Origin of the sequence: Pseudomonas sp. LSJ-87 (assembly GCF_032971465.1) — a bacterium.
GTDB lineage: Bacteria > Pseudomonadota > Gammaproteobacteria > Pseudomonadales > Pseudomonadaceae > Aquipseudomonas > Aquipseudomonas putida_Z.
The window spans coordinates 1-21,839 of record NZ_JAWJYQ010000045.1 but is presented as its reverse complement, the minus strand read 5'-3'; the positions used below and the strand labels follow the sequence as shown (position 1 = coordinate 21,839).

The 21,839-nt window shown below is 61.6% G+C and carries 19 protein-coding genes and 3 tRNA genes; 4 read left to right on the top strand and 18 right to left on the bottom strand.

Annotated features, from left to right (window positions below; genetic code table 11):
• Positions 1–2: 2 nt before the first annotated feature.
• The 4 genes from RYH74_RS22355 to RYH74_RS22340 are packed head-to-tail and all read right to left on the bottom strand — an operon-like array spanning position 3 to position 4,553.
• Positions 3–1,025 (bottom strand): LacI family DNA-binding transcriptional regulator, encoded by a 1,023-nt coding sequence (locus tag RYH74_RS22355; protein ID WP_317410151.1) that lies wholly within the window; start codon positions 1,023–1,025, stop codon positions 3–5.
• 4 nt (positions 1,026–1,029) lie between these two features.
• Entirely contained in the window at positions 1,030–2,025 is a 996-nt protein-coding gene (locus RYH74_RS22350; protein WP_015269786.1) for an ABC transporter permease, read from the bottom strand.
• Positions 2,022–3,575 (bottom strand): sugar ABC transporter ATP-binding protein, encoded by a 1,554-nt coding sequence (locus RYH74_RS22345; RefSeq protein ID WP_317410150.1) that lies wholly within the window; start codon positions 3,573–3,575, stop codon positions 2,022–2,024. The genes RYH74_RS22350 and RYH74_RS22345 overlap by 4 nt, the downstream gene beginning before the upstream one ends.
• 21 nt (positions 3,576–3,596) lie before the next feature.
• Positions 3,597–4,553, bottom strand: a complete 957-nt coding sequence (locus RYH74_RS22340; RefSeq protein WP_075044734.1) for a sugar ABC transporter substrate-binding protein — start codon at positions 4,551–4,553, stop codon at positions 3,597–3,599.
• Positions 4,554–4,960: 407 nt separating this feature from the next.
• Between RYH74_RS22340 and RYH74_RS22335 the strand changes: the two genes are divergently transcribed.
• Positions 4,961–6,049 (top strand): asparaginase, encoded by a 1,089-nt coding sequence (locus RYH74_RS22335; RefSeq protein ID WP_075044731.1) that lies wholly within the window; start codon positions 4,961–4,963, stop codon positions 6,047–6,049.
• A gap of 74 nt (positions 6,050–6,123) precedes the next feature.
• Here the strand turns inward: RYH74_RS22335 and RYH74_RS22330 are convergent, their stop codons facing one another.
• The 5 genes from RYH74_RS22330 to RYH74_RS22310 all read right to left on the bottom strand — a co-directional run bounded on the left by RYH74_RS22330 (position 6,124) and on the right by RYH74_RS22310 (position 12,765).
• Complete coding sequence (locus RYH74_RS22330; RefSeq protein ID WP_317410149.1) at positions 6,124–7,635, bottom strand: CoA-acylating methylmalonate-semialdehyde dehydrogenase; 1,512 nt, start codon at positions 7,633–7,635, stop codon at positions 6,124–6,126.
• A gap of 156 nt (positions 7,636–7,791) precedes the next feature.
• The gene (locus RYH74_RS22325; RefSeq protein ID WP_025338531.1) at positions 7,792–8,142 is read right to left on the bottom strand and encodes a cupin domain-containing protein; all 351 of its coding nucleotides are present in this window, start codon (positions 8,140–8,142) and stop codon (positions 7,792–7,794) included.
• 14 nt (positions 8,143–8,156) lie between these two features.
• Positions 8,157–9,539, bottom strand: coding sequence for an NAD(P)/FAD-dependent oxidoreductase (locus RYH74_RS22320; protein ID WP_075044729.1), 1,383 nt, complete (start codon positions 9,537–9,539; stop codon positions 8,157–8,159).
• 455 nt (positions 9,540–9,994) lie between these two features.
• Positions 9,995–11,467, bottom strand: coding sequence for an aspartate/glutamate racemase family protein (locus RYH74_RS22315; protein ID WP_286101437.1), 1,473 nt, complete (start codon positions 11,465–11,467; stop codon positions 9,995–9,997).
• Between the two features lie 11 nt (positions 11,468–11,478).
• Positions 11,479–12,765, bottom strand: a complete 1,287-nt coding sequence (locus RYH74_RS22310; protein WP_317410148.1) for a dicarboxylate/amino acid:cation symporter — start codon at positions 12,763–12,765, stop codon at positions 11,479–11,481.
• 226 nt (positions 12,766–12,991) lie between these two features.
• On the opposite strand from RYH74_RS22310, the gene RYH74_RS22305 reads away from it, so the two are divergent.
• Entirely contained in the window at positions 12,992–13,909 is a 918-nt protein-coding gene (locus RYH74_RS22305; protein WP_075044725.1) for a LysR substrate-binding domain-containing protein, read from the top strand.
• A gap of 84 nt (positions 13,910–13,993) precedes the next feature.
• The gene (locus RYH74_RS22300) at positions 13,994–14,236 is read left to right on the top strand and encodes a DUF1654 domain-containing protein (RefSeq protein WP_075044724.1); all 243 of its coding nucleotides are present in this window, start codon (positions 13,994–13,996) and stop codon (positions 14,234–14,236) included.
• 14 nt (positions 14,237–14,250) lie between these two features.
• Here the strand turns inward: RYH74_RS22300 and RYH74_RS22295 are convergent, their stop codons facing one another.
• The 9 genes from RYH74_RS22295 to RYH74_RS22260 all read right to left on the bottom strand — a co-directional run bounded on the left by RYH74_RS22295 (position 14,251) and on the right by RYH74_RS22260 (position 20,451).
• Positions 14,251–14,676, bottom strand: coding sequence for an HD domain-containing protein (locus RYH74_RS22295; protein WP_003260953.1), 426 nt, complete (start codon positions 14,674–14,676; stop codon positions 14,251–14,253).
• 257 nt (positions 14,677–14,933) lie between these two features.
• Positions 14,934–15,503, bottom strand: a complete 570-nt coding sequence (locus RYH74_RS22290) for an SPOR domain-containing protein (protein WP_025338525.1) — start codon at positions 15,501–15,503, stop codon at positions 14,934–14,936.
• Positions 15,504–15,629: 126 nt separating this feature from the next.
• The gene (locus tag RYH74_RS22285) at positions 15,630–16,745 is read right to left on the bottom strand and encodes a glycosyltransferase family 61 protein (RefSeq protein WP_317410147.1); all 1,116 of its coding nucleotides are present in this window, start codon (positions 16,743–16,745) and stop codon (positions 15,630–15,632) included.
• Positions 16,746–16,778: 33 nt separating this feature from the next.
• The gene (locus tag RYH74_RS22280; RefSeq protein WP_410903181.1) at positions 16,779–17,738 is read right to left on the bottom strand and encodes a hypothetical protein; all 960 of its coding nucleotides are present in this window, start codon (positions 17,736–17,738) and stop codon (positions 16,779–16,781) included.
• A 43-nt stretch (positions 17,739–17,781) separates the two neighbouring features.
• Positions 17,782–17,856 carry a hypothetical protein gene (locus RYH74_RS26585; RefSeq protein ID WP_350059728.1) on the bottom strand — a complete coding sequence of 25 codons (75 nt, stop codon included), beginning with the start codon at positions 17,854–17,856 and terminating at the stop codon, positions 17,782–17,784.
• A gap of 421 nt (positions 17,857–18,277) precedes the next feature.
• Entirely contained in the window at positions 18,278–19,648 is a 1,371-nt protein-coding gene (locus RYH74_RS22275) for an oligosaccharide flippase family protein (RefSeq protein ID WP_274120234.1), read from the bottom strand.
• A gap of 168 nt (positions 19,649–19,816) precedes the next feature.
• A tRNA-Val gene (locus RYH74_RS22270) sits at positions 19,817–19,893 on the bottom strand.
• A gap of 202 nt (positions 19,894–20,095) precedes the next feature.
• Positions 20,096–20,172: transfer RNA gene (locus RYH74_RS22265), tRNA-Val, on the bottom strand.
• A gap of 202 nt (positions 20,173–20,374) precedes the next feature.
• Positions 20,375–20,451 (bottom strand) — tRNA-Val (locus tag RYH74_RS22260).
• A 203-nt stretch (positions 20,452–20,654) separates the two neighbouring features.
• Here RYH74_RS22260 and RYH74_RS22255 point away from each other — a divergent pair.
• A partial coding sequence (locus RYH74_RS22255; RefSeq protein WP_317410145.1) for an FAD-binding oxidoreductase occupies positions 20,655–21,839 on the top strand: 1,185 nt, incomplete at its 3' end.

Sequence of the window (21,839 nt, the reverse complement as noted above, 5' to 3'; positions counted from 1 at the left end):
CGTTAGCGGTAATCGTTGAACAGGTCCGGGCGCGGCCCGGTGGACTCGCGCAGGACAATGCGCGGGGCGACGATGCGTTGCTCCGCCGCGCCCTGCCGGGGCGTGCCGATACGCGCCAGCAACAGCGACGCGGCGCTCTCGCCCAACTCGCGGATCGACTGGCCCACCGTGGTCAACGGCGGGTACACATAGCGGCTGAGCTCAATGTCGTCGAAGCCGATCACCGACAGCTCGCCGGGTACGTTGATATTGCGTTCGGCCGCGGCGCGCAGCACGCCGAAGCCGATCATGTCGTTGCCGGCGAAGATCGCCGTGGGCCGCTTGCCCTCCAGCAACCGGGTTGCCACCGCATGGCCCCCCGGGCTGGTGAAGTCGCAGTGCAGCACGCGGTCGCCCAGCACCGCTGCGCCGGCCTCGGCCATGGCGCGACGGAAGCCGCTCAGGCGCAGCTGGGTGACCCCGGTCTCGGCAGGGCCGCCGATGTATGCGATGTCGCGGTGGCCAAGCTCCAACAGGTGGCGGGTGGCCAGGTAGGCGCCCTGCTCGTGATCGATGCGCACCAGGTCGGCATCGACGCCATCCAGTTCGCGGTCGACGATCACCATGGGCGTACGCACGCCAGCCAGGCTTTGCAGCAGGTCGCTGTCCTGGCCTACCGAAGCCACCACCAGGCCATCGATGCGCTTTTCCAGCAGTACACGCAGATAGCTGCGCTGCTTCTGCGGGTTGTCGTCGGAGTTGCACAGGATCACGCAGTAGCCGTTGCGCTCGCAGGCGTCTTCGATGCCCCGCGCCAGTTCGGCGAAGTACGGGTTGACGCTGTTGGGCACCAGCAAGCCGATGGTGGCCGTGCTGCGCGCTTTCAGCGAGCGGGCCACGGCGCTGGGCACGTAGTCGAGCTCGGCGATGGCGGCTTCGACTTTCAGCCGCACCTGCTCGCTGACCGGCCGGGTCTTGTTCAGCACATGGGACACTGTGGTGTAGGAAATGCCCGCCAGTGCCGCGACGTCTTTGATGGTTGCCATGTTTTCAGTTCCGCCGGCCTGCACGCCGGCTACGGTAAGTGTCGAGCACCACGGCGATGACGATCACCGCCCCGGTGATGATGCGTTTGGTCGGTTCGCTGGCACCGATCTGCGCCAGCCCTGCAGCCAGCACCGAAATGATCAGCACGCCAAAGAAGGTGCTGATGACCGAGCCACGCCCGCCCATCAGGCTGGTGCCGCCAATCACCACGGCGGCGATCACCTGCAGCTCCAGGCCGGAGCCGGCATTGGGGTCTGCCGCTTCCAGGCGCGAGATCTGGAACAGCGCAGCCAGGCCGGCAAGCAAGCCCATCAGGGCGAACACCAGCACCTTGTACGGGCGCGGGTCGATACCGGCCAGGCGCACGGCCTCTTCGTTGGTGCCGATGCCGATCAGGTAGCGGCCGAACACCGTGCGGGTCAGCACCAACTGGGCCAGCACGATCACCAGCAAGGCGATGATGAACGCCGGCGAGATGCCGAATGCGATGGGGTTGGAGAACCAGGCATAAGCATCGCCGATATAGGCGGTGCGCGAGTCGGTGAACTGGTAGGCCAGGCCACGGGCCATTTCCAGCACCCCGAGCGAGACGATGAACGACGGAATGCGCCAGGCCACGGTAACCCCGCCGGTGATGCTGCCGGCCAGCGCGGCCACGGCCATGCCCAGCAAGGCCGAAGGCAACACGCCCCAACCCCAGCCGAGGATCGCCACGCTGACCGTGGAGGCCGCCAGCGCCAGCACCGAGCCCACCGACAGGTCGATGCCGCCGATGATCAGCACGAAGGTCATGCCCACCGCCAGCACCATCAGGTCGGGGATCTGGTTGGCCAGGGTACTGAAGGTGTTGTACGACCAGAAGTGGCTGCTGAGGAACGAGAACAGCACGATCATCGCCAGCAAGGCGCCGGCCAAGCCCAGGTAGGTACCCAGGCCAAGATAGGTGCCACTGCGGCGCACCGGTGCGGCGCCTTGGCTGTCGAGCGGGGTGGTTTTCATGCATCCATCCTGGGAGCTGCGTCATGCAGCAGTGCGTCACGTTTCTGATAACCGGCAAAGGCCGCGGCCAGCAGCTGGTCCTGGCTCCAATGGTCACGCTCGAAGGTGTCGATCAGGCGACCGGCCGACAGCACGGCGATGCGGTCGCAGATCAGCATCAGCTCGCGCAGGTCGCTGGACACCACCACCAAGGCCTTGCCCTGGCGCGCCAGCTCGGCCAGCAGGCCATAGATGTCGAACTTGGCGCCGACGTCGATGCCACGGGTGGGCTCGTCGAACAGCAGCACCTGGCACTCGCGTTCCAGCCAGCGGCCGATCACCACCTTCTGCTGGTTGCCGCCAGACAGCTCGCCCACCACCTGCTGCGGGCCGGCACTGCGAATGCGCATGGCCTGGATCTGGCGCTCGGCCAAGGCCGCTTCGGCTTCGCCATCGAGCACCCCGGCCCGTGATACCGCGCCGAGGTTGCCCAGGGCAATATTGGCGCTGATCGACTGCGTCAGCAGCAGGCCCTCGCCTTTGCGGTCTTCGGTGATCAGCGCGATACCGGCCTGCACCGCAGCCTTGGGCGAGTCGATGGTGACCACCTGCGGTGGCTGGCCGAGGGCAATGCTGCCGCTGTCGGCACGGTCGGCGCCGTAGATCAGGCGCAACAGTTCGGTACGGCCGGCACCGATCAGGCCGGAGATGCCGAAGATCTCCCCTGCCCTGACCTCGAACGACACTTCACGCACCTTGTCGGCACGGCTGAGCTTGTCGACCTTGAGCAGCGGCGCGCCGATCTGCCGGCGGCCCAGGTCGATATGCTCGCCGAGCTCGCGGCCGACCATCAGGTTGACCAGCTCGGCGCTGCTGTAGCGCTGTATCGGCTCGTCGCACACCAGCTTGCCGTCGCGCAGCACGACGATGCGCTGGGCCACGCGCTGCAGTTCTTCCAGGCGATGTGAGATATAGACGATGGCCACGCCACGTTGGCGCAGGCGCTCGATCTGGGTGAACAGCAGCTCCACCTCGCGCACGGTGAGCATGGCGGTGGGTTCATCGAAGATCAGCACATGGCAATCGCCGATCAGGTTGCGGGCGATCTCGACCATCTGCTGGTGGCCGATGCCCAGCTCGCCGACCGGGGTGTCCGGGTCGATGGCGTCGAGGCCGACCTGGGCCATGGCGGCCGTGGCCAGTTGGCGCAGGCGCTTTTGGCTGATCCAGCCGAAGCGCCCGGGCAGGTTGTCGAGGAACAGGTTTTCCGCCACGGTCAGCGTGGGCAGCAGGTTCAGCTCCTGCATGACCATGCGCACGCCGAGGCGCTCGGCCTCGCTGCGGCTGCCAGGCGCGTAGGCTTGGCCGCGGTAGTGCATGTGCCCGGTGGTGGGGGTTTCCAGGCCACTGATGAGCTTGGACAGGGTGCTCTTGCCGGCGCCGTTCTCACCGGTCAGCGCCAGCACTTCACCGGCACGCAGGTTCAGGCTGACCTCGCCGAGCACGGGCTGGGCGTAGGTCTTGCCCAGGCCGCTGGCGGAGAGCACCACTTCATTGGCCGATGCAGGCATGGCCGTTTCTCCTGCCAGCGATCAGGGCTTGGTGATGAGTTGGACCGGGGTCTGGATGACGTTGTCGGCATCCACGTCGGGTTTCTCGCCCTTGACCATTTTCAGTGCCGCCTGGATGCCATACACCGCCTGCTGGCTGGCCGCCTGGTCGAGGGTGGCGAGCACGCGGCCATCGGCGAGCATCGGCTTGATGGCGTTGATGTTGTCGTAGCCCACCACTTGCACCTGGCCGGCTTTGCCAGCAGCACGCACGGCCGACACGGCGCCCAGGGCCATGCTGTCGTTACCGGCCAGCAGGGCTTTCAGGTCGGGGTATTCGTTGAGCATGGAAGCGGCGACGGCGTTGCCTTTGTCGATTTCCCAATTGCCGCTCTGCACCGAGACAATCTTGATCTGCGCGGCCTCCATGGCGTCCTTGAAGCCGGCGGTACGCTGCTGGGCGTTGGTGGTGGTCGGCACGCCTTCGATGATGCCGACCTGGTCGCCGGCCTTGAGCTTCTCGTTGGCCAGGTAGTCGCCGACCAGGCGCGCGCCCTTGCGGTTGTCGGGGCCCACGAAGGGTACGCTGATGCCTTTGCTCTTGAGCAGCGCCGGGTCCAGGCGGTTGTCGATGTTGATCACCACCACGCCCTGGTCCATGGCCTTCTTCACCGCCGATACCAGCGCCTTGGAGTCGGCCGGGGCAATGACCAGAGCCTTGGCGCCCGCGTTGACCATCTGCTCGACGATGCGGATCTGCTCGCCGGTGTCGGTCTCGTTCTTGATGCCGTTGGCGATCAGCTCGAATTCGTCGGCGTGGGCTTTCTGGTAGTCCTTGGCGCCGTCTTCCATGGTGCGGAAGAACTCGTTGGCCAGCGACTTCATGACCAGGGCGACCTTGGGCTTGTCTTCGGCGTGGGCGGCCGAAAACGGCAGGGCCAGGGACAGCGAGGAAATGACCGCGAGGGCCAGCAGACGACCGGGGAACGGCAGTTTCATGGACGATGACTCCGGATCTTGTGTTTTTTGTCGGATCGCAAACGTTTGCGTTGCCTAACTATGGAAACAGGACCGGGGTTTGTCAAATCCGTTTGGCTGTGGGAGGTCAAGTCGAGCCTGGGGCAGTTTATCCGGATTTTTTCCGAAAAGCCGAACGTCTTTTCCTGCGTTTGTTCGGAATCTCGAATGGCACACCCCCGCATGTGGGAGCGGCCTCGTGTCGCGAAAGGGCCGCAAGGCGGCCCCGGCAATGTGTGCTGTCGCGCCGGGATCCGGGGCCGCTGCGCGCCCCTTTCGCGACACAAGGCCGCTCCCACAAGGCCCGTGCGCGCAACTGGTACGAAACCTGCCTTGCACCCTGTGCGACAAAAACAACCATCTCATTAGGAAGAGAGAGAACAATAACGATGAATGCCGCACTGAAAACCTTCGCCCCCAGCGCACTCGCCCTGCTGCTGGTGCTGCCAACCACCGTTTCGGCCAAAGAAGCCGAAACCCAGCAGAAGCTGGCCAACGTGGTCATTCTCGCCACCGGCGGCACCATTGCCGGTGCTGGCGCCAGCGCCGCCAACAGCGCCACCTACCAGGCCGCCAAGGTGGGCGTCGACAAGCTGATCGCCGGCGTACCGGAACTGGCCAACGTGGCCAACGTGCGCGGCGAGCAGGTCATGCAGATCGCCTCTGAGAGCATCTCCAACGACGACCTGCTCAAGTTGGGCAAACGCGTTGCCGAACTTGCCGAAAGCAAGGACGTGGACGGTATCGTCATCACCCACGGCACCGACACCCTGGAAGAAACCGCCTACTTCCTCAACCTGGTGGAAAAGACCGACAAGCCGATCGTGGTCGTCGGTTCGATGCGCCCGGGCACCGCCATGTCCGCCGACGGCATGCTCAACCTGTACAACGCCGTGGCCGTGGCCAGCGACAAGCAGTCGCGCGGCAAGGGCGTGCTGGTGACCATGAATGACGAGATCCAGTCCGGCCGCGATGTGAGCAAGGCGCTCAACATCAAGACCGAAGCCTTCAAGAGCGCCTGGGGCCCGATGGGCATGGTGGTGGAAGGCAAGTCCTACTGGTTCCGCCTGCCGGCCAAGCGCCACACGGTCAACTCCGAGTTCGACATCAAGCAGATCAGCAGCCTGCCGCAGGTGGACATCGCCTATGGCTATGGCAATGTCACCGACACCGCCTACAAGGCGCTGGCGCAGAATGGGGCCAAGGCACTGATCCATGCCGGTACCGGCAACGGTTCGGTGTCGTCGCGGGTAGTGCCGGCGCTGCAGGAACTGCGCAAGAACGGAGTGCAGATCATTCGCTCGTCGCATGTCAACCAAGGTGGTTTCGTGCTGCGCAATGCCGAACAGCCGGACGACAAGAACGACTGGGTCGTGGCTCATGACCTGAACCCGCAAAAGGCGCGGATCCTGGCGATGGTGGCGATGACCAAGACCCAGGACAGCAAGGAGCTGCAGCGGATCTTCTGGGAGTACTGATCACTAGTACCCCCTGAAATGCAAACAGCCCCGCTGCGTGGGCGGGGCCGTTTGCTGTCAGCTAGCCGAAGGCCTCAGTGGCTGGTCGGCATCGCGAACTCCGCCCCCTTGGCAATCGCCTGCGGCCAGCGCTGCATGATGCTCTTCTGCTTGGTGTAGAAGCGCACCCCTTCCTCACCGTAGGCATGCATGTCGCCGAACAGGCTCTTCTTCCAGCCACCAAAGCCATGCCAGGCCATCGGCACCGGGATCGGTACGTTGATACCGATCATGCCCACCTGGATACGGCGGCCGAACTCGCGGGCGATGTGGCCGTCGCGGGTGTACAGGCTCACGCCATTGCCAAACTCGTGGGCGTTGATCAGGTCGACCGCTTCGGCAAAGTCCTTCACCCGCAGGCAGGCCAGTACCGGGCCGAAGATCTCTTCCTTGTAGATGCGCATGTCCGGGGTGACGTTGTCGAACAGCGTGCCGCCCAGCCAGAAACCGTCACCACAACCTTCGCCAGCCGTCTGGCCGTTGAAGTTGCGGCCATCGACCAGCAGCTTCGCGCCCTCCTTCACGCCTTGCTCGATGTAGCCGGTGATGCGCTCCAGCGCCGCGCGGGTGACGATCGGGCCCATCTCGGCTTCGAGGTTGGTACCGTTCAGCACTTTCAGCTCGCGGGTACGCTCGATCAGCTTGGGCATGACCTTCTCGGCAGTATCGTCACCGACAAACACCGCCACGCTGATAGCCATGCAACGCTCGCCAGCCGAGCCATAGGCGGCACCGATCAGGGCATCGACCACCTGATCGATGTCGGCGTCGGGCATCACCACCAGGTGGTTCTTCGCCCCGCCCAGCGCCTGCACGCGCTTGCCGTGGCGGGCACCGGTTTCGTAGATGTGGTTGGCGATCGGCGTGGAGCCGACGAACGACACCGCCTGCACATCCGGGTGCTCGATCAGCGCGTTGACCGCGTCCTTGTCGCCCTGCACCACGTTGAACACGCCGTCCGGCAGGCCGGCCTGCTTCAGCAGCTCGGCGATGAACAGGCTCGGGCTCGGGTCCAGCGGGCTGGGCTTGAGCACGAAGGTGTTGCCGGTGGCCAGGGCGACCGGGAACATCCACATCGGCACCATCACCGGGAAGTTGAACGGGGTGATGCCGGTGACCACGCCCAGCGGCTGGCGCAGGGTCCAGTTGTCGATGTTGGTGCTGACCTGGTCGGTGAAGTCGGTTTTCAGCAGCTGCGGCGCGCCGCAGGCGAACTCGACGATCTCGATGCCGCGCATCACCTCGCCCTGGGCATCGGTGAACACCTTGCCGTGCTCGGCGGTGATCATGCGGGCCAGGTCGTCGCGGTGCTCGTTGAGCAACGCCAGGAACTTGTTCAGCACCCGCGAACGGCGCAGTGGCGAGAGGTTGCTCCAGGCCGGGAAAGCGGCCTTGGCCGACGCGACGGCGGTGTCCACGTCCTTTTGTGCAGACAGCTGCACCTGGCCGGTGACCACGCCGGTGGCCGGGTTGTAGACCGGCAGTTGCTGGCCGCTGGTGGTCTCGGCCTGAGCGCCGGAGATCCAGTTCATGATGGTTTGGGTCATTGTGGTTATCCGAAAATGGTTGATGGATGCGGCGGCCATGTGGGAGCGGGTTCACCCGCGAAGAAGGCAACTCGGTGCATGGCACCGGCTGCGCCAGTGTTCGCGGCTGAAGCCGCTCCCACAAGGATCGGGGCAGGCTTCCAGCTCTGGCGGAAATCAGTAGATGGCATAGACCTTGCGTACGGTTTCCAGCACGTCCCAGCGGCCAGTCCAGCCTGGTGGCAGGATGATCAGGTCGCCGCCGGTCACTTCCACCACCTCCCGGGTGCTGTCGTCGGTGAGCAGCGCCTTGCCGGAGATGATGTAGGTGAACTCGGTGTCAGGGCGGTCGACCACCGGCCAGCCGCCCGGCTGGCACTCCCACACACCGAGGTTGCCGACCGCTTCCGGGGCCTGCTTGCTGATGGCGATCTGTGGGTCCCCCTTGTCGGCGCCGGCACGCTGACCGGCAGGGTTCAGTGGCAGGGCCTTGATGTCGGCGTGCTTGATGATGGTGAACGAAGGCATGGGGTTTCTCCTTGTCAATGGGCGCCGGTGAGCTTTTCCAGCAGCATCGCGGTACGTGAAGGTTTGTGGGTGTAGCGCTCTTCCAGATCACTGAGCGACGCGGCAGCCAGGCCGCTGTTGATGCCGAACCAGCGCAGCGGTTCTGGCTCCCAGGATGGCGAGCGGTGGTTGACCAGGGGCAGCGTGTTGATGTCTTCATCACGCTCGAGAATCAGGTTGCGCAGAATGCGCCCGGCCAGGTTGCTGGTGGCCACGCCGTCACCGACGTAGTTGCCGGCCCAGGCCATGCGCTGGTTGCGGTCGATGCTGACGGTCGGGCACCAGTCGCGGGAAACACCCAGCGCGCCACCCCAGCGGTGGGTGATGCGGGCGTCGCGCAGGGCCGGGAAGAATTCGAGCAGGGTGTCGTGGATCTTGCCGTGGATGCTGTCCACCAGGTCGGCCTGTTCGGGCATGCTCGAACCCCATTTGTAGGGCGCGCCCCGGCCGCCGAACACCAGCCGGCCTTCGGCGGTGACCTGGCCGTATACGCGCAGGTGGCGCATGTCGTTGAACGCCAGGCGGTGGTCGAGGTTGAGCCGGGCCAGCAGTTCACGCGGCAACGGCTCGGTGGCCAGCACCAGCGAATACAGCGGGATGACGAAACGCGACTTGCCCGGCTGTTGCGAAGTGAATGCCTCGGTGGCCCGCACGGTCATACCGGCACGTACCGAACCATGTTCGGTGTGCACCACGCCCGGGGTCATCTGGGTGACCGCCGACTGCTCGTAGATTGTCGCGCCCAGGCTTTCGACCAGCTTGGCCAGGCCACGCACCAGCTTGCCGGGGTGGATGAGCGCGCAGTGTTCGGTGTAGAGGCCGCCAAGGGTGCCTTGGGCACCGGTCCGGGCCTGGGCTTCGGCTGCCTCCAGCACTCGCCACTGGTCGGGCAGCCCGAAGCGCGCCGAAGATTCCACGGCCGCACGCGCCCGCGCCATCTGCGGGGCGCTGCGGGCCAGAGAGAGGAAGCCCTGCTTGGCATAGTCGGCATCGACCCCTTCCAGCGCCAGCACCCGGCCGATCTCGTCGACCGTTGCGTTCATCGCAGCCTGCAGGTGCAAGGCCGCATGGTGGGAATACAGTTGCTCCACCCGGTGCAGGGAAATCGGGAAGATCGCCGAGGCCCAACCGCCGTTGCGGCCCGAGGCGCCGAAGCCGACGGCGTTCTTTTCCAGCAGTACCACGCGCAGCGACGGGTCGCTCTTGAGCAGGTAGTAGGCGGTCCATAACCCCGTGTACCCGGCACCGACGATCACCACATCGGCATCGGCCACGCCGTCCAGCCGGGCCCGTGGCGCGCTCGGGGCAAACCATAGCGGTTTGTTGGGTAACAGGGACAAATCGGATTTCGCTGACATGCTGGTGGCTTCCCGTTGGCGTTTGCGACTGGTGTAGAGGGCTTCGTCTTGTCAGTAGTGACCAGTGCGTGTTGGCCTGAGGTTATGCGGGGTTGGCGGGGGGTGGTATCGACCATTTTCAATAGACGGAGCCATCAGCCATACAAATGTATGAACGATCATCAGCATTTGCAGTTGCGCGGTACCTGTGGGAGCGGGCATGCCCGCGAACACCGGCAAAGCCGGTGCCATCCACCGCGTCGCCTGCTTCGCGGGCGCGCCCGCTCCCACAGGGACGGCGCGGGCTTCGAGTTGGCGCTGAACCTGTGGGAGCGGGTTCACCCGCGAAGAGGCCCTCGAGCTCAATCACGGCTGCCGCTTCATTTAAACAAAGCCCAGGTACCCGCCAGACACCCGGCACCGACCCATTCGCGGGTGAAACCCACACAGGGAATGTGCAACGTATGAGTATGCTGCTAACTACCTGCCCCCCCAGCCAACGCGACACATCTGCGTGCCAAAATCATGGTGGGGTCCACCAGGGCAACCGTCCTGCCACTCAGCTCATAAGCATCACAGTGGCTGAGCACCAGCGGCAGTTCCGTACAGCCCAGAATCAGCACCGTCGCCCCCACTTCCGAGAGATGCTCGGCCGCAATCAGCAACTGGTCCCGACACAGTCCTTCAGTGAAGCCAGCCTTGATGCCCCGCTCACCGTAAATGGCCTCCATGACCAGCTTCTGGTAATCCGGCGCCGGCACAACAATCTCAAGCCCGGCGCGGCTCGCTGCCTGGTGATAGACCTGGCTGGCGACGGTGCCTGACGTCGCCAGCAGGCCGACCGACTTGTCGCGGCCGTATGTTTGCCTTATCCAGTCGATCGTCTCGGTAAGCATGTTGACGATTGGCACGCGCAGGTGCTCCTGGATGCGTTCAACAAACGCGTGAGCGGTATTGCACGGGATTGCAATTGCGTTGGCACCGGCGCTTTCCAGGCGCTTGCAGGTCGCGTACATGGCCATCGTCGGGTCGGTTTCATCATTCAGCAGGCTGGCCGTGCGGTCCGGAATTTGCGGGTTCTGCTCGACCACCATCTTGATATGGTCCTGATCCCGGCCCGCAGGCGTACCGGCAACCACCTTGCCCATGAAATCCACCGTCGCTGCAGGGCCGACACCACCCACGATACCCAGCTTGAAAGGCAGTTCACGGGGCGCACTTGAGCCTTGGGTCGCAAACGTGGCGTAGAGCTCATTGATATCCAGTGCGGCAATGCCACGGCGCTGCAGGTCGGCGCACACCAGCGAAAGCTCGGTCATACCCGGCACGACCAAGGTGGCACCCTGTGCCTGCACTGACAGGCATGCCTGGTACACGGACTCCAGAGGCACGCCATTCAGGTGCCCATCCTTGATGCCGTTGACGCCATACATGGCCTCCATCAGCGCGACCTGCGCTTGCGCGTCGGGGTACACCACATCGTACTGGCGGCCCAACGCTTGTTCGAAGAGCCCGGAATGGCGCACATAATCCGAAGCAAGCACACCGAGTGTACTGCCTGGCTCCGCGACCTGACGGATGTGTCGCACCAAGGCTTCCATCATGTCCAGTACCGGAATCCCCAGCTCTTCCTGGATCTGTGCGCGGAACGTCTGGCTGGCAAAGCAAGGCAGCATGATCGCATCCACACCGCTCGCTTCGAATGACCTGCACACCTCGAAAACGTAGAACTTTCGCGAGGTCATGCTTGCGCTTGCGTCCAGAGGCAGCAGCACATCCTTGAAGGGATGTTGCTCGAGCAGGAAATGAAAACGCCCCTGGTCCTCCAGCACCGCCCGCGACTTCACAAGCTTGTAGAAAAGGTCGCCCCCCGCGAGCGAACCAAGCCCGCCGACAATCCCGATCGTGTGGGCAAAAGCTTGTGGACCGGCTGCCTTCTTCGACTTCATGAGCAAACTCCTCAGGCGGCCGATACCGGGCGGTCGAGGGTGGACGCCTCGCTTGCCGCTTCCGGCTCGGTCTGTGGCTCTGATTTGGCGATCACTGCCGTGGCAATGCTGTTGCCCACGACGTTGGTAGCGGTACGCGCCATGTCGAGGAACTGATCGATACCGATGATCAACAGCAGGCCAGCTTCAGGCAGGTTGAACATCGGCAAGGTCGCAGCGACCACCACCACCGACGCCCGCGCCACGCCCGCCATGCCCTTGCTGGTAATCATCAGTGTCAAAAGGATCAACACCTGCTGGGTGAAACTGAGGTCGATGTTGTATGCCTGGGCGATGAACATGATGGCGAACGCCTGGTACATCATCGAACCGTCGAGGTTGAACGAGTAGCCCAACGGCAGGACGAAGCTGGACACGCGTTTCGGCGCACCGAACTTCTCGAGCGCTTCCATCGTTTTCGGGTAGGCCGCCTCGCTGCTGGCCGTGGAGAACGCCAGCAGCACAGGCTCGCGAATCAGTTTGCCGAGCGTGAAAACAGACTTGCCCAGGCACAAGTAACCCGCACCGAACAGCACTGCCCACAGCAGCAGGATGCCCAGGTAGAACTCGACAATGAGCTTGCCATAGTCGACCAGCAGCCCCAGGCCTTGAGTAGTGATTGCCGAAGCGATCGCTGCAAAAACCCCGATCGGTGCAAATGCCATGACATAGTCAGTGATGCGAAACATCACTTTCGCAAGTTCATCGATGCAGTCCACAATCTTTGTATGGCCGGCTCGATTGACGCCAGCCAGAGCGAAGCCGAAGAACAAAGAGAAGACCACAATTTGAAGTATTTCATTATTAGCCATGGCCTCGGCAATACTGCGAGGGAATACATGACTGATAAATACCTTGAGGCTGAAGTCACCCGTATTCACCGGGGCTGTAACGACATCAGCGTGCTGCGCGACCTGCAAGTTGATGCCAGCGCCTGGTTCGAACAGGTTGACCAGCGCCATGCCGATCGCCAGTGAAATGGCCGAAGCGCAGACGAACCAGGCCATGGCACGAAAGCCGATGCGGCCGACCGAACGCGAATTGCCCATGCTTGCGATCCCGCCGACAAGTGTGGCGAACACCAGCGGCGCAATGATCATTTTGATCAGACGCAGAAAGATTTCCGTCACCATGGAGAAGTAGGCTGCCATCTGCCTGGCGTCCTGTTCGCTGCCTGCGAAATGATGACATGCCCAGCCGACGACTACGCCCAAGGCGATACCTATCGCAATTCGGCGCGGAAGCTTATTGTTTTTCACGATGTTTTCCTCAAGTTATTTTCTATTTTTTCTACTTGGCAGGATTGGAATAAAGACAGGAACAGCAACTCGCCAGGAGAGTGCTGGAGACAAGTTTATCGCCGCAAAAAAACAAGTTGATGAGTAATAGGGCTGACCCTATGCGTTTTCGGAATAGTTTATAGGCATCGCTGTCGAGGCTTGTGCGAACACGCTTACACTGAGCGCCTGGCGAAGGAGATCAGCAATGCAAATCAAGTGGCTGGACGACCTCATGGCGATCGCCGAGTGGAAGAATTTTTCTCGCGCCGCCGAGGTGCGATGCGTTACACAGTCCGCGCTCTCCAGGAGAATCCGCTCGCTCGAAGAGTGGGTGGGTGTCGAGCTGGTTGATCGTGCCACCTACCCGGTACAGCTCACGCCCGCCGGCCAGACCTTCTGCGCTGAAGCCCGCCAGGCGCTCGCCGCCTTGATGGCACTGCGCGCCGACCTGAGGGACGTGAAACGGATGCCAGGGCGCTCGATCCAGATCACGGCAGCCCACAGCCTGTCCATGACGTTCTTGCCGAAATGGCTCAGCCAGTTCCAGCAGCAAAACGAGCGCTTCAATGCCCGGGTAGTGGCGGCCAACATCAATGACGCCGTCATCGCCCTTGAAGAAGGCAGCTGCGACCTGATGATTGTCTACCATCATCCGCTTACCCCCATCTCCCTGGACCCTGAGCGCTTCGGTAGCCTGGCACTCGGCCATGATGCATTTATCCCCGTGTGTGCGCCCGACGCGCAGGGCAAGCCGATGTTCCGGCTTTGCGCAGGCAAGAAGCCTATTCCGCACCTGGCGTACACCGCCACGACATTCCTGGGGAAAGTGGCAGACGTCGTCATTCGCAACGCACCTGAAGTCGCCCCTCTGGAACGCTGCTATGAGGCCGATATGGCGATGCTGCTGGTTCGCATGGCTGTCGAGGGCTATGGGGTAGCCTGGCTGCCCCACAGTGCTGTGAATGACGAGCTGGAAAGAGGGTTGCTCGTGCAGGCTGGAGGCGCCGAATGGAGCACGCGCCTGGAGATCCGCTCGTACTGCTCGCTGTTGAATCAGAACCCTACGATGAGAAGCCTGTGGAATACCTTGGATAACGCTGCGCACGGATCGGCCCAGGCTTGAGCACAGTTTTCGCCTGACAAGCTGTTGCGAAATTACTTACAGTGAAATACTGTATGTGCATACAGCAAAAACAAGGAAACACTTGTGTCCAGCACCGCCTCCGCCACCCCGAGCAGCTATGAACAACTGGGTATGCGCATCCAGAAGATCATCAACAGCCCCACTGCCCAGCGCAGCCGCGCGGCGCTGATCTTTCGCCTGGAACAGGAAGCCCCGGAAGACTGGGAAACCCTGCTCGAGGAAATCGCCGAAAACGATAACGTCACCCTCGCCCACCGCGACGATGGCGGCGTGCAGATTTTCTGGACTGTGCCGAAGGAAGACTGACCGCGTATTCAACCTCAGGCCAACGCCTGCAGGTAGGCGCTGGCTTCGCGGTAACGCGCCAGCCGCGCCAGGTCGGTGGGGCCTGGGCAGGGGATGCGCGAAAGGTCGCTGTTGTCGGCCAGGTCGGCCAGCTTGACGGTGCGCGCCAGCGGGTCACCGCCCAGGCGCACCACGAAGTCCTGGTAGGCCTCGCCCTCACGGCGGCTGAGCGCCAGCAAGGCGGCAAGGATTTTCAGCGCGAAACCCTCGCGCGCCAGGTCGGACAGGGTCAGCGGGGTGTCTTCGATCACATCGTGAAGCACCGCGACAATCCGTTGTTCGGTTGTGGAAACCCGCATCATCACGCGTAGCGGGTGGAGGATATAAGCAGCCCCACCCTTGTCGTATTGCCCTTCATGCGCCCTGGCGGCCACGGCAATGGCCCGCTCCAGTGTAGACATGAGGCCCTCCCCGTTCGACTTCTTCCTGCCAAGCATAGCCAAAACTGTGCGGACAATGTCTAGCGCGCGTTTGACTGTGCCGCGCCGACCTTGCACAAGCGGACTTGTGGAAGCCGTGTGGGAGCGGCCTTGTGTCGCGAAAGGGCCGCATAGCGGCCCCGGCAATATGTGCAGGGTTCAAGATTCTGGGGCCGCTGCGCAGCCCTTTCGCGACACAAGGCCGCTCCCACAAAAGTCCGCGCCTGCAGAAACCGGGTTTAGCGCGCTGCGCCGTGCTGGATCACCACCGAATCGGTACCCAGCTTGGCCATTACCTCGGCCTTGCGTGCTTCGGCTTCCTCACGGCTGGGGAACGGCCCCATCAGCACCACCGGCTTGCCGTCGCGGTACTCCACCGAGGACGGGATGCCCTTTTCGATCAGGCGTGCGGTCATGTCGCTGAGCGCGCCCATGTTGGCGCCCTGGATCACTTCCACATCCCAGCCTTGCGGGGCCGGCTGGCCAGCCAGGGCTTCGGCGCGACGCTGCAGCTCGGCGCCGCCACACATCTCGCGGATGCGCAGGTTGTTGCCGCTGTCGTCGACGATGATTTCGTATTGGCCATCGCGCTTGATCGCCACGTAGCTGCGGTAGGCTTCGTACTGCCCGGCATCATCCTTGCCGCGGACCTGGCCGCAGATGGTGCCCTGGGTGTCGATCCGCACGTTGCCGAACTTGGCGGTCTTGGGGTTGTGCAGGTGTTCGGCCACCTGTTTGTGCACGCCTTCGACCTCGTTCTCACAGCCCGCCAGGGCGAGCACTGCCATTACCACAGCCAGTTTGCGCACGCATGTACCTCCAGATTCGAAGGCGCGGATTCTAGCACGCTCTCCCCGGGCAAGGACCGCGACCATACGTTACACCGTGCAACCAGTGGCCATGCACCTCAGGCAGTCATGGCATGCCTTGCCTTGTCATGACGGCAGCAGATCCAAGGTCCGTTGGAGCTCATCGAGGTCGATGCGGAAGCCGCTGCCATCAGGTATCCCGACCACAAAGCCGAAATGCTGTTGATCGCGATCAGTCAGGTACTTGTAGAAGCAGACAAAGCGATCAGGTGGCTGCAGCGTCAGCACCGAAGCGCCGGGCGACAGCACATTCATACCGTGGATGAGCTGGCTGCCTTCGACGCCCACCACTACCCTCGCCCCGGCACAGGTTTCCACGATGGTTGCCAGGTCGCACTTCAAAGGGGCAAGGATGCGAAAGCCGCGATGTTTTTGCAGATGTTCGGCAATCTGTAGTTCGTTGTGCAGCAGGCGCGGATCCCCATCACCGCCCCGCAAGATGAAAACCCCCGGGTGGGACTGGTAATTTACCCGCGACAACAACTTTTGGCCCATGGCGCGGTATCGCTCGGACTGGTTTGTGTTGTGGCTGAAGTCATCGAACAGCACCAACTCTCGAAAAAAGGCCGTGTGCAGCCGAAGCGGATGCATGCCAAGCCATTCTTCGTACTGCGCAGCCTGGGAAAAAAGGGGGAACCTGCCCGAAGGTGCCGTGGTGACCGGCACGCCTTCGTTACGGGCCAAAGCATATGTGACGCAATCCTCGGCCAGCCACGTTCCAAACCAGCGGTTGCCGTAACGTGAACAATAAGCGGCCCCACGCTCGATCTCTTGCTCCACGACGATTCGCGGCAACCCGTTGGGCCGATCAGACAGCCAGAAGCTGGCATTGTCCTTGTAGAGTGCGCCATCGATCAGAATGACGTCCTTGATCAGATAGCCCTTGGTAGGGGCCTGTGCGACGCTGCCCAGCCCCTCCATGGTCCGCCGCGGATGCTCGAAAGGAAAGAAACGTTTCGCTTCCCAGCCGGTCACTCGCTCCAACTGATTCGGCAGAAAGAAAGCGGGAGGCGCTGGGGTGACCTCGGCCGGGGCGATATCCCAAGTCCTGACCGCAAGGTTCTTCAGGTTCTCCGACGGCTTTCGTACCAGCCGCTTTCTTGCGAGGTACATGTATGCGGCCAAGCTCCAGCTTTTATGGTCGGATCCCTTCGTGTCTATACCCGAAATGTCGTTCATCATGCAGCGCTCTCATTGAAAGGCTATCTTTCACGCTCAGTTGCACACTACTTTTTCCAGAATGGGAGGGGACTGGAAGTGAGCATATCGATCGCGCAAGTTCTCCAGCAGCAGTTCGCCAGGCGCTTTCGCACAGTAAATGTATATCTTGAATAATCCACCGAAGACCATTTCACGATAGCGGTCGACAACTTCCTCGTCACTTGCCCCATCCGGCAAACCCAGATGCAGTGTGAGCCTGCTGTTCTCGACGGCAAATAACGGGAATTCCCAGAGAAACTTGGCGATGCCGGTCTTCGGCAGCCGGACGAACATATAAGCCTGGTTGCCCAAGGTATCCACATCACCGCCGCGCCGGCGCTTCCATTTCAAAAGCCCATCGTCCGGACGTGCCAGACATTGGCCGATATCGTAATAATCGAAACCCTGCTCGATGGCCCATTCCAGGGCCATGAAGGTAGTGATCGAGTTGACCTCGCGCAGTCGTTTTGGGTCGTTGAAGACGGCCTCCGGGTAGCCAAAGCGAAGCGTGCTCCAATAGCGCTTGCCGGCCCGGGTTATTACACAACCGAAATGACAGGCTACAACCTCGTCGCCTTTCATCACGAGGTCGAGCCGGCCAACGGTCTTGGCGATGCGCAACACTTCCTGGGAGTCGAATTGTTTGGCATGCAGGCCATGCCGCGCCTGGGCATAAGGCTGCAACATTTCCCGGTCGGCCTTGCCAATCTCCTCGTCGGTCAGCACCTGCTGCATGCGGTACAGTGGCCGACACTTGCGGATGTTGCGGCGCAGTTCACCGTCGTAGCGGGCGATGATCTCTTCCAGCGGACGCCCCAAGGGGATGATGGCACTCAGGTAATGGGGCACGTACAGGGCACCTGCACTGGGCATCTCGCTAATCAACACCCTATGGGACGCGGCGCCAGGCTGTTGCGTGCCATCGCCGGATTTGGTGTCGGCCTCGGGTTTACCGCCGATGAGCAACTTGGCCATCTCCTTGCGGCTCTTTCGACCCACATATAAGACTTCGTAGTCGTTACTTGTCTGCAGCCGAAACCTGGTAATTTCCCAGCGCCACAAACACGCGCGCCCCATTATATCCTGGGCCCAAGTCAAGAACTTTCTTATTTCGAAGCGCATCGACGGCGTTATGAGCTTTCGTATGTGCTCTCTCATTTCATGTCCTTGGAGCTTATCCAGTTAACAGGTGATAAGCGCTGCCAAATAAACACGCAATAACCTTTGGCAGTTAAACGCCTCAAGCTGCCATATACCAAAAGATTAAAGATCTGCGAAAAAGATCTGTCAAGACACGCTTAACCATTGATTATTCAATGATTAGCCAGTGGAAACTGTATGTTTTATGGCGCCATTTTTTCTACTTGTGAATATGGCGAAAGATAACAACGGCATACCTGACCGTGCGGCCTCAGGGGCCGCCTGATGCAGCCTCCCCTCCCAGGCGCTGGAACCTTTTGCAGCCCATGTGTCTACCGACCACACGCTCACCTGCCTGCGCCTTCACGGCCCAATCAGGTGAACAGGCTGGTTATCATTTCACCGAAAAAGACGCCGATCAGCAGGGCAGGCAGTACTACAACCTCGCGCTTCAGGTCCAGCAGACCCAGTTTGCGGTTGACAGGAAAAATCAGGAAAAGCGTGAAGAAGGTATGCAGCGCCACACCCCAGATGGCATAGCTCACGCCACCGATGGCCATGAGGACCGGCAGTAGGATAAACAGCGAAACGACCCGGATGATGTTGTCCATCGCCACGTATTTGGTCAGCCCCAGGGCCAACCAGAGCTGGTGTGCCAGCGTGAAGCGCAAGGTGAAAAGAGAGAGCGAGAGAATGGCCATGGTATTGCCGGCGCCGGCATAACGGTCGTCGTACAGCCAACTGATCAACAGCGGGCTGGCAGTCAGCAAAAAACCGCAAGCGAACAGCGAGGTCAGGTCAAACAGCACCCTGGAACGGTAGTAAAGGCTGCGCACCCGCTCTTTGTCGCCACTTCTCGTTGCCTCACTGAAGGCCGGCAAGGCGACTGCCCCCGCCAGCCGCAGCAGGACCGACTGAATGGCCCCGAGGATGGCGACAGCGATGGAATAGACCCCTAGTTCCGCGACCGACATACTTCCGCCGAACCAGATCCGGTCACCCTGCATCGCCAGCACCCCTACGGAGGATGACAACAAGATCCAGCGCCCGTAATCGAACACCTCGCGCAGCGCGGCGGGGTCCCATCGCAGGCGGTTGCGCGGCCCCTGGAAGACCAGGTGACTGAGTACGGTGAAAACCAGTGTGCTCAGCAGCCCCGCCGCCACCAATGACCAGATGGAGCGGGTGAGATAGCCTGCCACGAGCATCACGATCAAACCGACAAACTGTGCAATCAGTTCGGCGATCACTACCTTCTTCTGCTGGAAGACACGGATGGCCACATCGACCTTGGGCGACTGGAAGCCATAGATGATCGCGGCGAACCCAGACAACGCCAGCACCATCGGTAGCTCTGGAGCGGCGTAGGTGGAATGGGCCGGCCACAGTTCGATGTACTGCGTGAATTTTGCCCCCAGGGCCAATAGCAACGTCAGAAGGAACAGCACAAACCCACGGATGACTTGCACCGTCCACACGGTATCGAGAAACAGCGGTTCGTCGCCGCGCGAGCTCTGAATGACGTTCGGCCGCAGTCCAACATCGGAAAGCAGTTGCAGCACCACTGCAACAGTGGTGGCAATGGCCATCACGCCGAACATTTCCGGCACGAGCAAGCGGGTGATAACCAGATTGCCGCCCAGCCGCATGACCTGGGAAGCAAAGACAGCGAGAAGGTTCAACGCACTGGCCAACATGGCTCGTTTGCGCAGGCTCAACGGAAGCGACACATCAATCGAAGGCATAGCCGCATCTCTGACCCCATCGCTAGAGACTCACTATAGTCGCAATTCGCTATGCGGTTATCCGACGAGGCTGTAGCGCGCGAAGTCGCCCTTCGTTGGGCACGACAAAAACAAAAGGGCGACCCCTTGGGGTCGCCCTTTTGATGCCCGGAAACCGGGACTTTTGTTTGGTAGGCACAATTGGACTCGAACCAACGACCCCCACCATGTCAAGGTGGTGCTCTAACCAACTGAGCTATGTGCCTGTCGTGTTGTGCGCATATTAGTGATCGAATGCGTACCTGTAAAGCGTTTTTTTGAGAAAAATCAAAAACTTTCGAGTTTTCTACACATGGGGCCGCCTTGCCGGAGCACGGCACTGGTCGGATGGGCTGCGCACCAGCCCCTGGCCGCATAAAATCACAATGAAAAAAGGGGTGACCCTTTCGGATCACCCCTTCTTCGATTTGGTAGGCACAATTGGACTCGAACCAACGACCCCCACCATGTCAAGGTGGTGCTCTAACCAACTGAGCTATGTGCCTGTCGTGTTGTGCGCATATTAGTGATCGAATGCGTACCTGTAAAGCGTTTTTTTGAGAAAAATCAAAAACTTTCGAGTTTTCTACACATGGGGCCGCCTTGCCGGAGCACGGCACTGGTCGGATGGGCTGCGCACCAGCCCCTGGCCGCATAAAATCACAATGAAAAAAGGGGTGACCCTTTCGGATCACCCCTTCTTCGATTTGGTAGGCACAATTGGACTCGAACCAACGACCCCCACCATGTCAAGGTGGTGCTCTAACCAACTGAGCTATGTGCCTGTCGTGTGGTGCGCATTCTACCCATTCCAAAGACCATGTCAATACTTTTTTTCGCGCTAACCTACTGAATCTTAAACTCTTTATAGAAAGGCGCGCTGACGGGGACCGAGTAAAGGTTTTTCAACGGACGACTAGCGGGTGTTTATTATTATTGATAGCATCGGTACATTCGTTAAAAATATAAAACACGAGGTTCCTGCAGCATGGCTAACACCCCCTACCCCCAGTCCTACTACGCCGCCTCGGCCAACCCGGTGCCGCCACGTCCGGCGCTGCAGGGTGAGGTGGAAACCGATGTGTGCATCATCGGCGCCGGCTACACCGGCCTGTCCAGCGCCCTGTTCCTGCTGGAGAACGGCTTCAAGGTGAGCATCGTCGAAGCGGCCAAGGTCGGCTTCGGCGCATCGGGCCGCAACGGTGGCCAGATCGTCAACAGCTACAGCCGCGACATCGACGTCATCGAACGCACCGTCGGCCCCAAGCAGGCTCAGCTGCTGGGCCAGATGGCCTTCGAAGGCGGGCGCATCATTCGTGAGCGCGTGGCCAAGTACAACATCCAGTGCGACCTGAAGGACGGTGGCGTGTTCGCTGCCCTCACCAGCAAGCAGATGGGCCACCTTGAGTCGCAAAAGCGCCTGTGGGAACGCTTCGGTCACAACCAGCTGGAGCTGATGGACCAGAAGCGCATCCGCGAAGTGGTCGCCTGCGACAACTATGTGGGCGGCATGCTGGACATGAGCGGCGGCCACATCCACCCGCTGAACCTGGCCCTGGGCGAAGCCGCCGCGGTCGAATCGCTGGGCGGCATCATCTATGAACAAACCCCGGCCGTACGCATCGAGCGTGGCGCCAACCCGGTGGTGCATACCCCGCAGGGCAAGGTCCGCGCCAAGTTCATCATCGTCGCCGGCAACGCCTACCTGGGCAACCTGGTGCCGGAACTGGCCAGCAAGTCCATGCCATGCGGCACCCAGGTGATCACCACCGAGCCGCTGGGCGACGAACTGGCGCGCACTCTGCTGCCACAGGACTACTGCGTCGAGGACTGCAACTACCTGCTCGACTACTACCGCCTGACCAGCGACAAGCGCCTGATCTTCGGTGGCGGCGTGGTGTACGGCGCGCGTGACCCGGCCAACATCGAGGCGATCATCCGTCCGAAGATGCTCAAGGCCTTCCCGCAGCTGCAGAACGTGAAGATCGACTACGCCTGGACCGGCAACTTCCTGCTGACCCTGTCGCGCCTGCCGCAGGTTGGCCGTATCGGCGACAACATCTACTACTCCCAGGGCTGCTCGGGTCACGGCGTGACCTACACCCACCTGGCGGGCAAGGTGCTGGCCGAGGCCATGCGCGGCCAGGCCGAGCGCTTCGACGCCTTCGCCGGC

Coding starts and splice junctions, on each gene's coding strand:
- RYH74_RS22345 (WP_317410150.1), bottom strand. CDS start 3,575: ATGCCTGCATCGGCCAATGAAGTGGTGCTCTCCGCCAGCGGCCTGGGC.
- RYH74_RS22320 (WP_075044729.1), bottom strand. CDS start 9,539: ATGTCAGCGAAATCCGATTTGTCCCTGTTACCCAACAAACCGCTATGG.
- RYH74_RS22275 (WP_274120234.1), bottom strand. CDS start 19,648: ATGCCTTCGATTGATGTGTCGCTTCCGTTGAGCCTGCGCAAACGAGCC.
- RYH74_RS22285 (WP_317410147.1), bottom strand. CDS start 16,745: ATGATGAACGACATTTCGGGTATAGACACGAAGGGATCCGACCATAAA.
- RYH74_RS22325 (WP_025338531.1), bottom strand. CDS start 8,142: ATGCCTTCGTTCACCATCATCAAGCACGCCGACATCAAGGCCCTGCCA.
- RYH74_RS22280 (WP_410903181.1), bottom strand. CDS start 17,738: ATGGCCAAGTTGCTCATCGGCGGTAAACCCGAGGCCGACACCAAATCC.
- RYH74_RS22315 (WP_286101437.1), bottom strand. CDS start 11,467: ATGAAGTCGAAGAAGGCAGCCGGTCCACAAGCTTTTGCCCACACGATC.
- RYH74_RS22350 (WP_015269786.1), bottom strand. CDS start 2,025: ATGAAAACCACCCCGCTCGACAGCCAAGGCGCCGCACCGGTGCGCCGC.
- RYH74_RS22295 (WP_003260953.1), bottom strand. CDS start 14,676: ATGTCTACACTGGAGCGGGCCATTGCCGTGGCCGCCAGGGCGCATGAA.
- RYH74_RS22355 (WP_317410151.1), bottom strand. CDS start 1,025: ATGGCAACCATCAAAGACGTCGCGGCACTGGCGGGCATTTCCTACACC.
- RYH74_RS22335 (WP_075044731.1), top strand. CDS start 4,961: ATGAATGCCGCACTGAAAACCTTCGCCCCCAGCGCACTCGCCCTGCTG.
- RYH74_RS22330 (WP_317410149.1), bottom strand. CDS start 7,635: ATGACCCAAACCATCATGAACTGGATCTCCGGCGCTCAGGCCGAGACC.
- RYH74_RS22305 (WP_075044725.1), top strand. CDS start 12,992: ATGCAAATCAAGTGGCTGGACGACCTCATGGCGATCGCCGAGTGGAAG.
- RYH74_RS22340 (WP_075044734.1), bottom strand. CDS start 4,553: ATGAAACTGCCGTTCCCCGGTCGTCTGCTGGCCCTCGCGGTCATTTCC.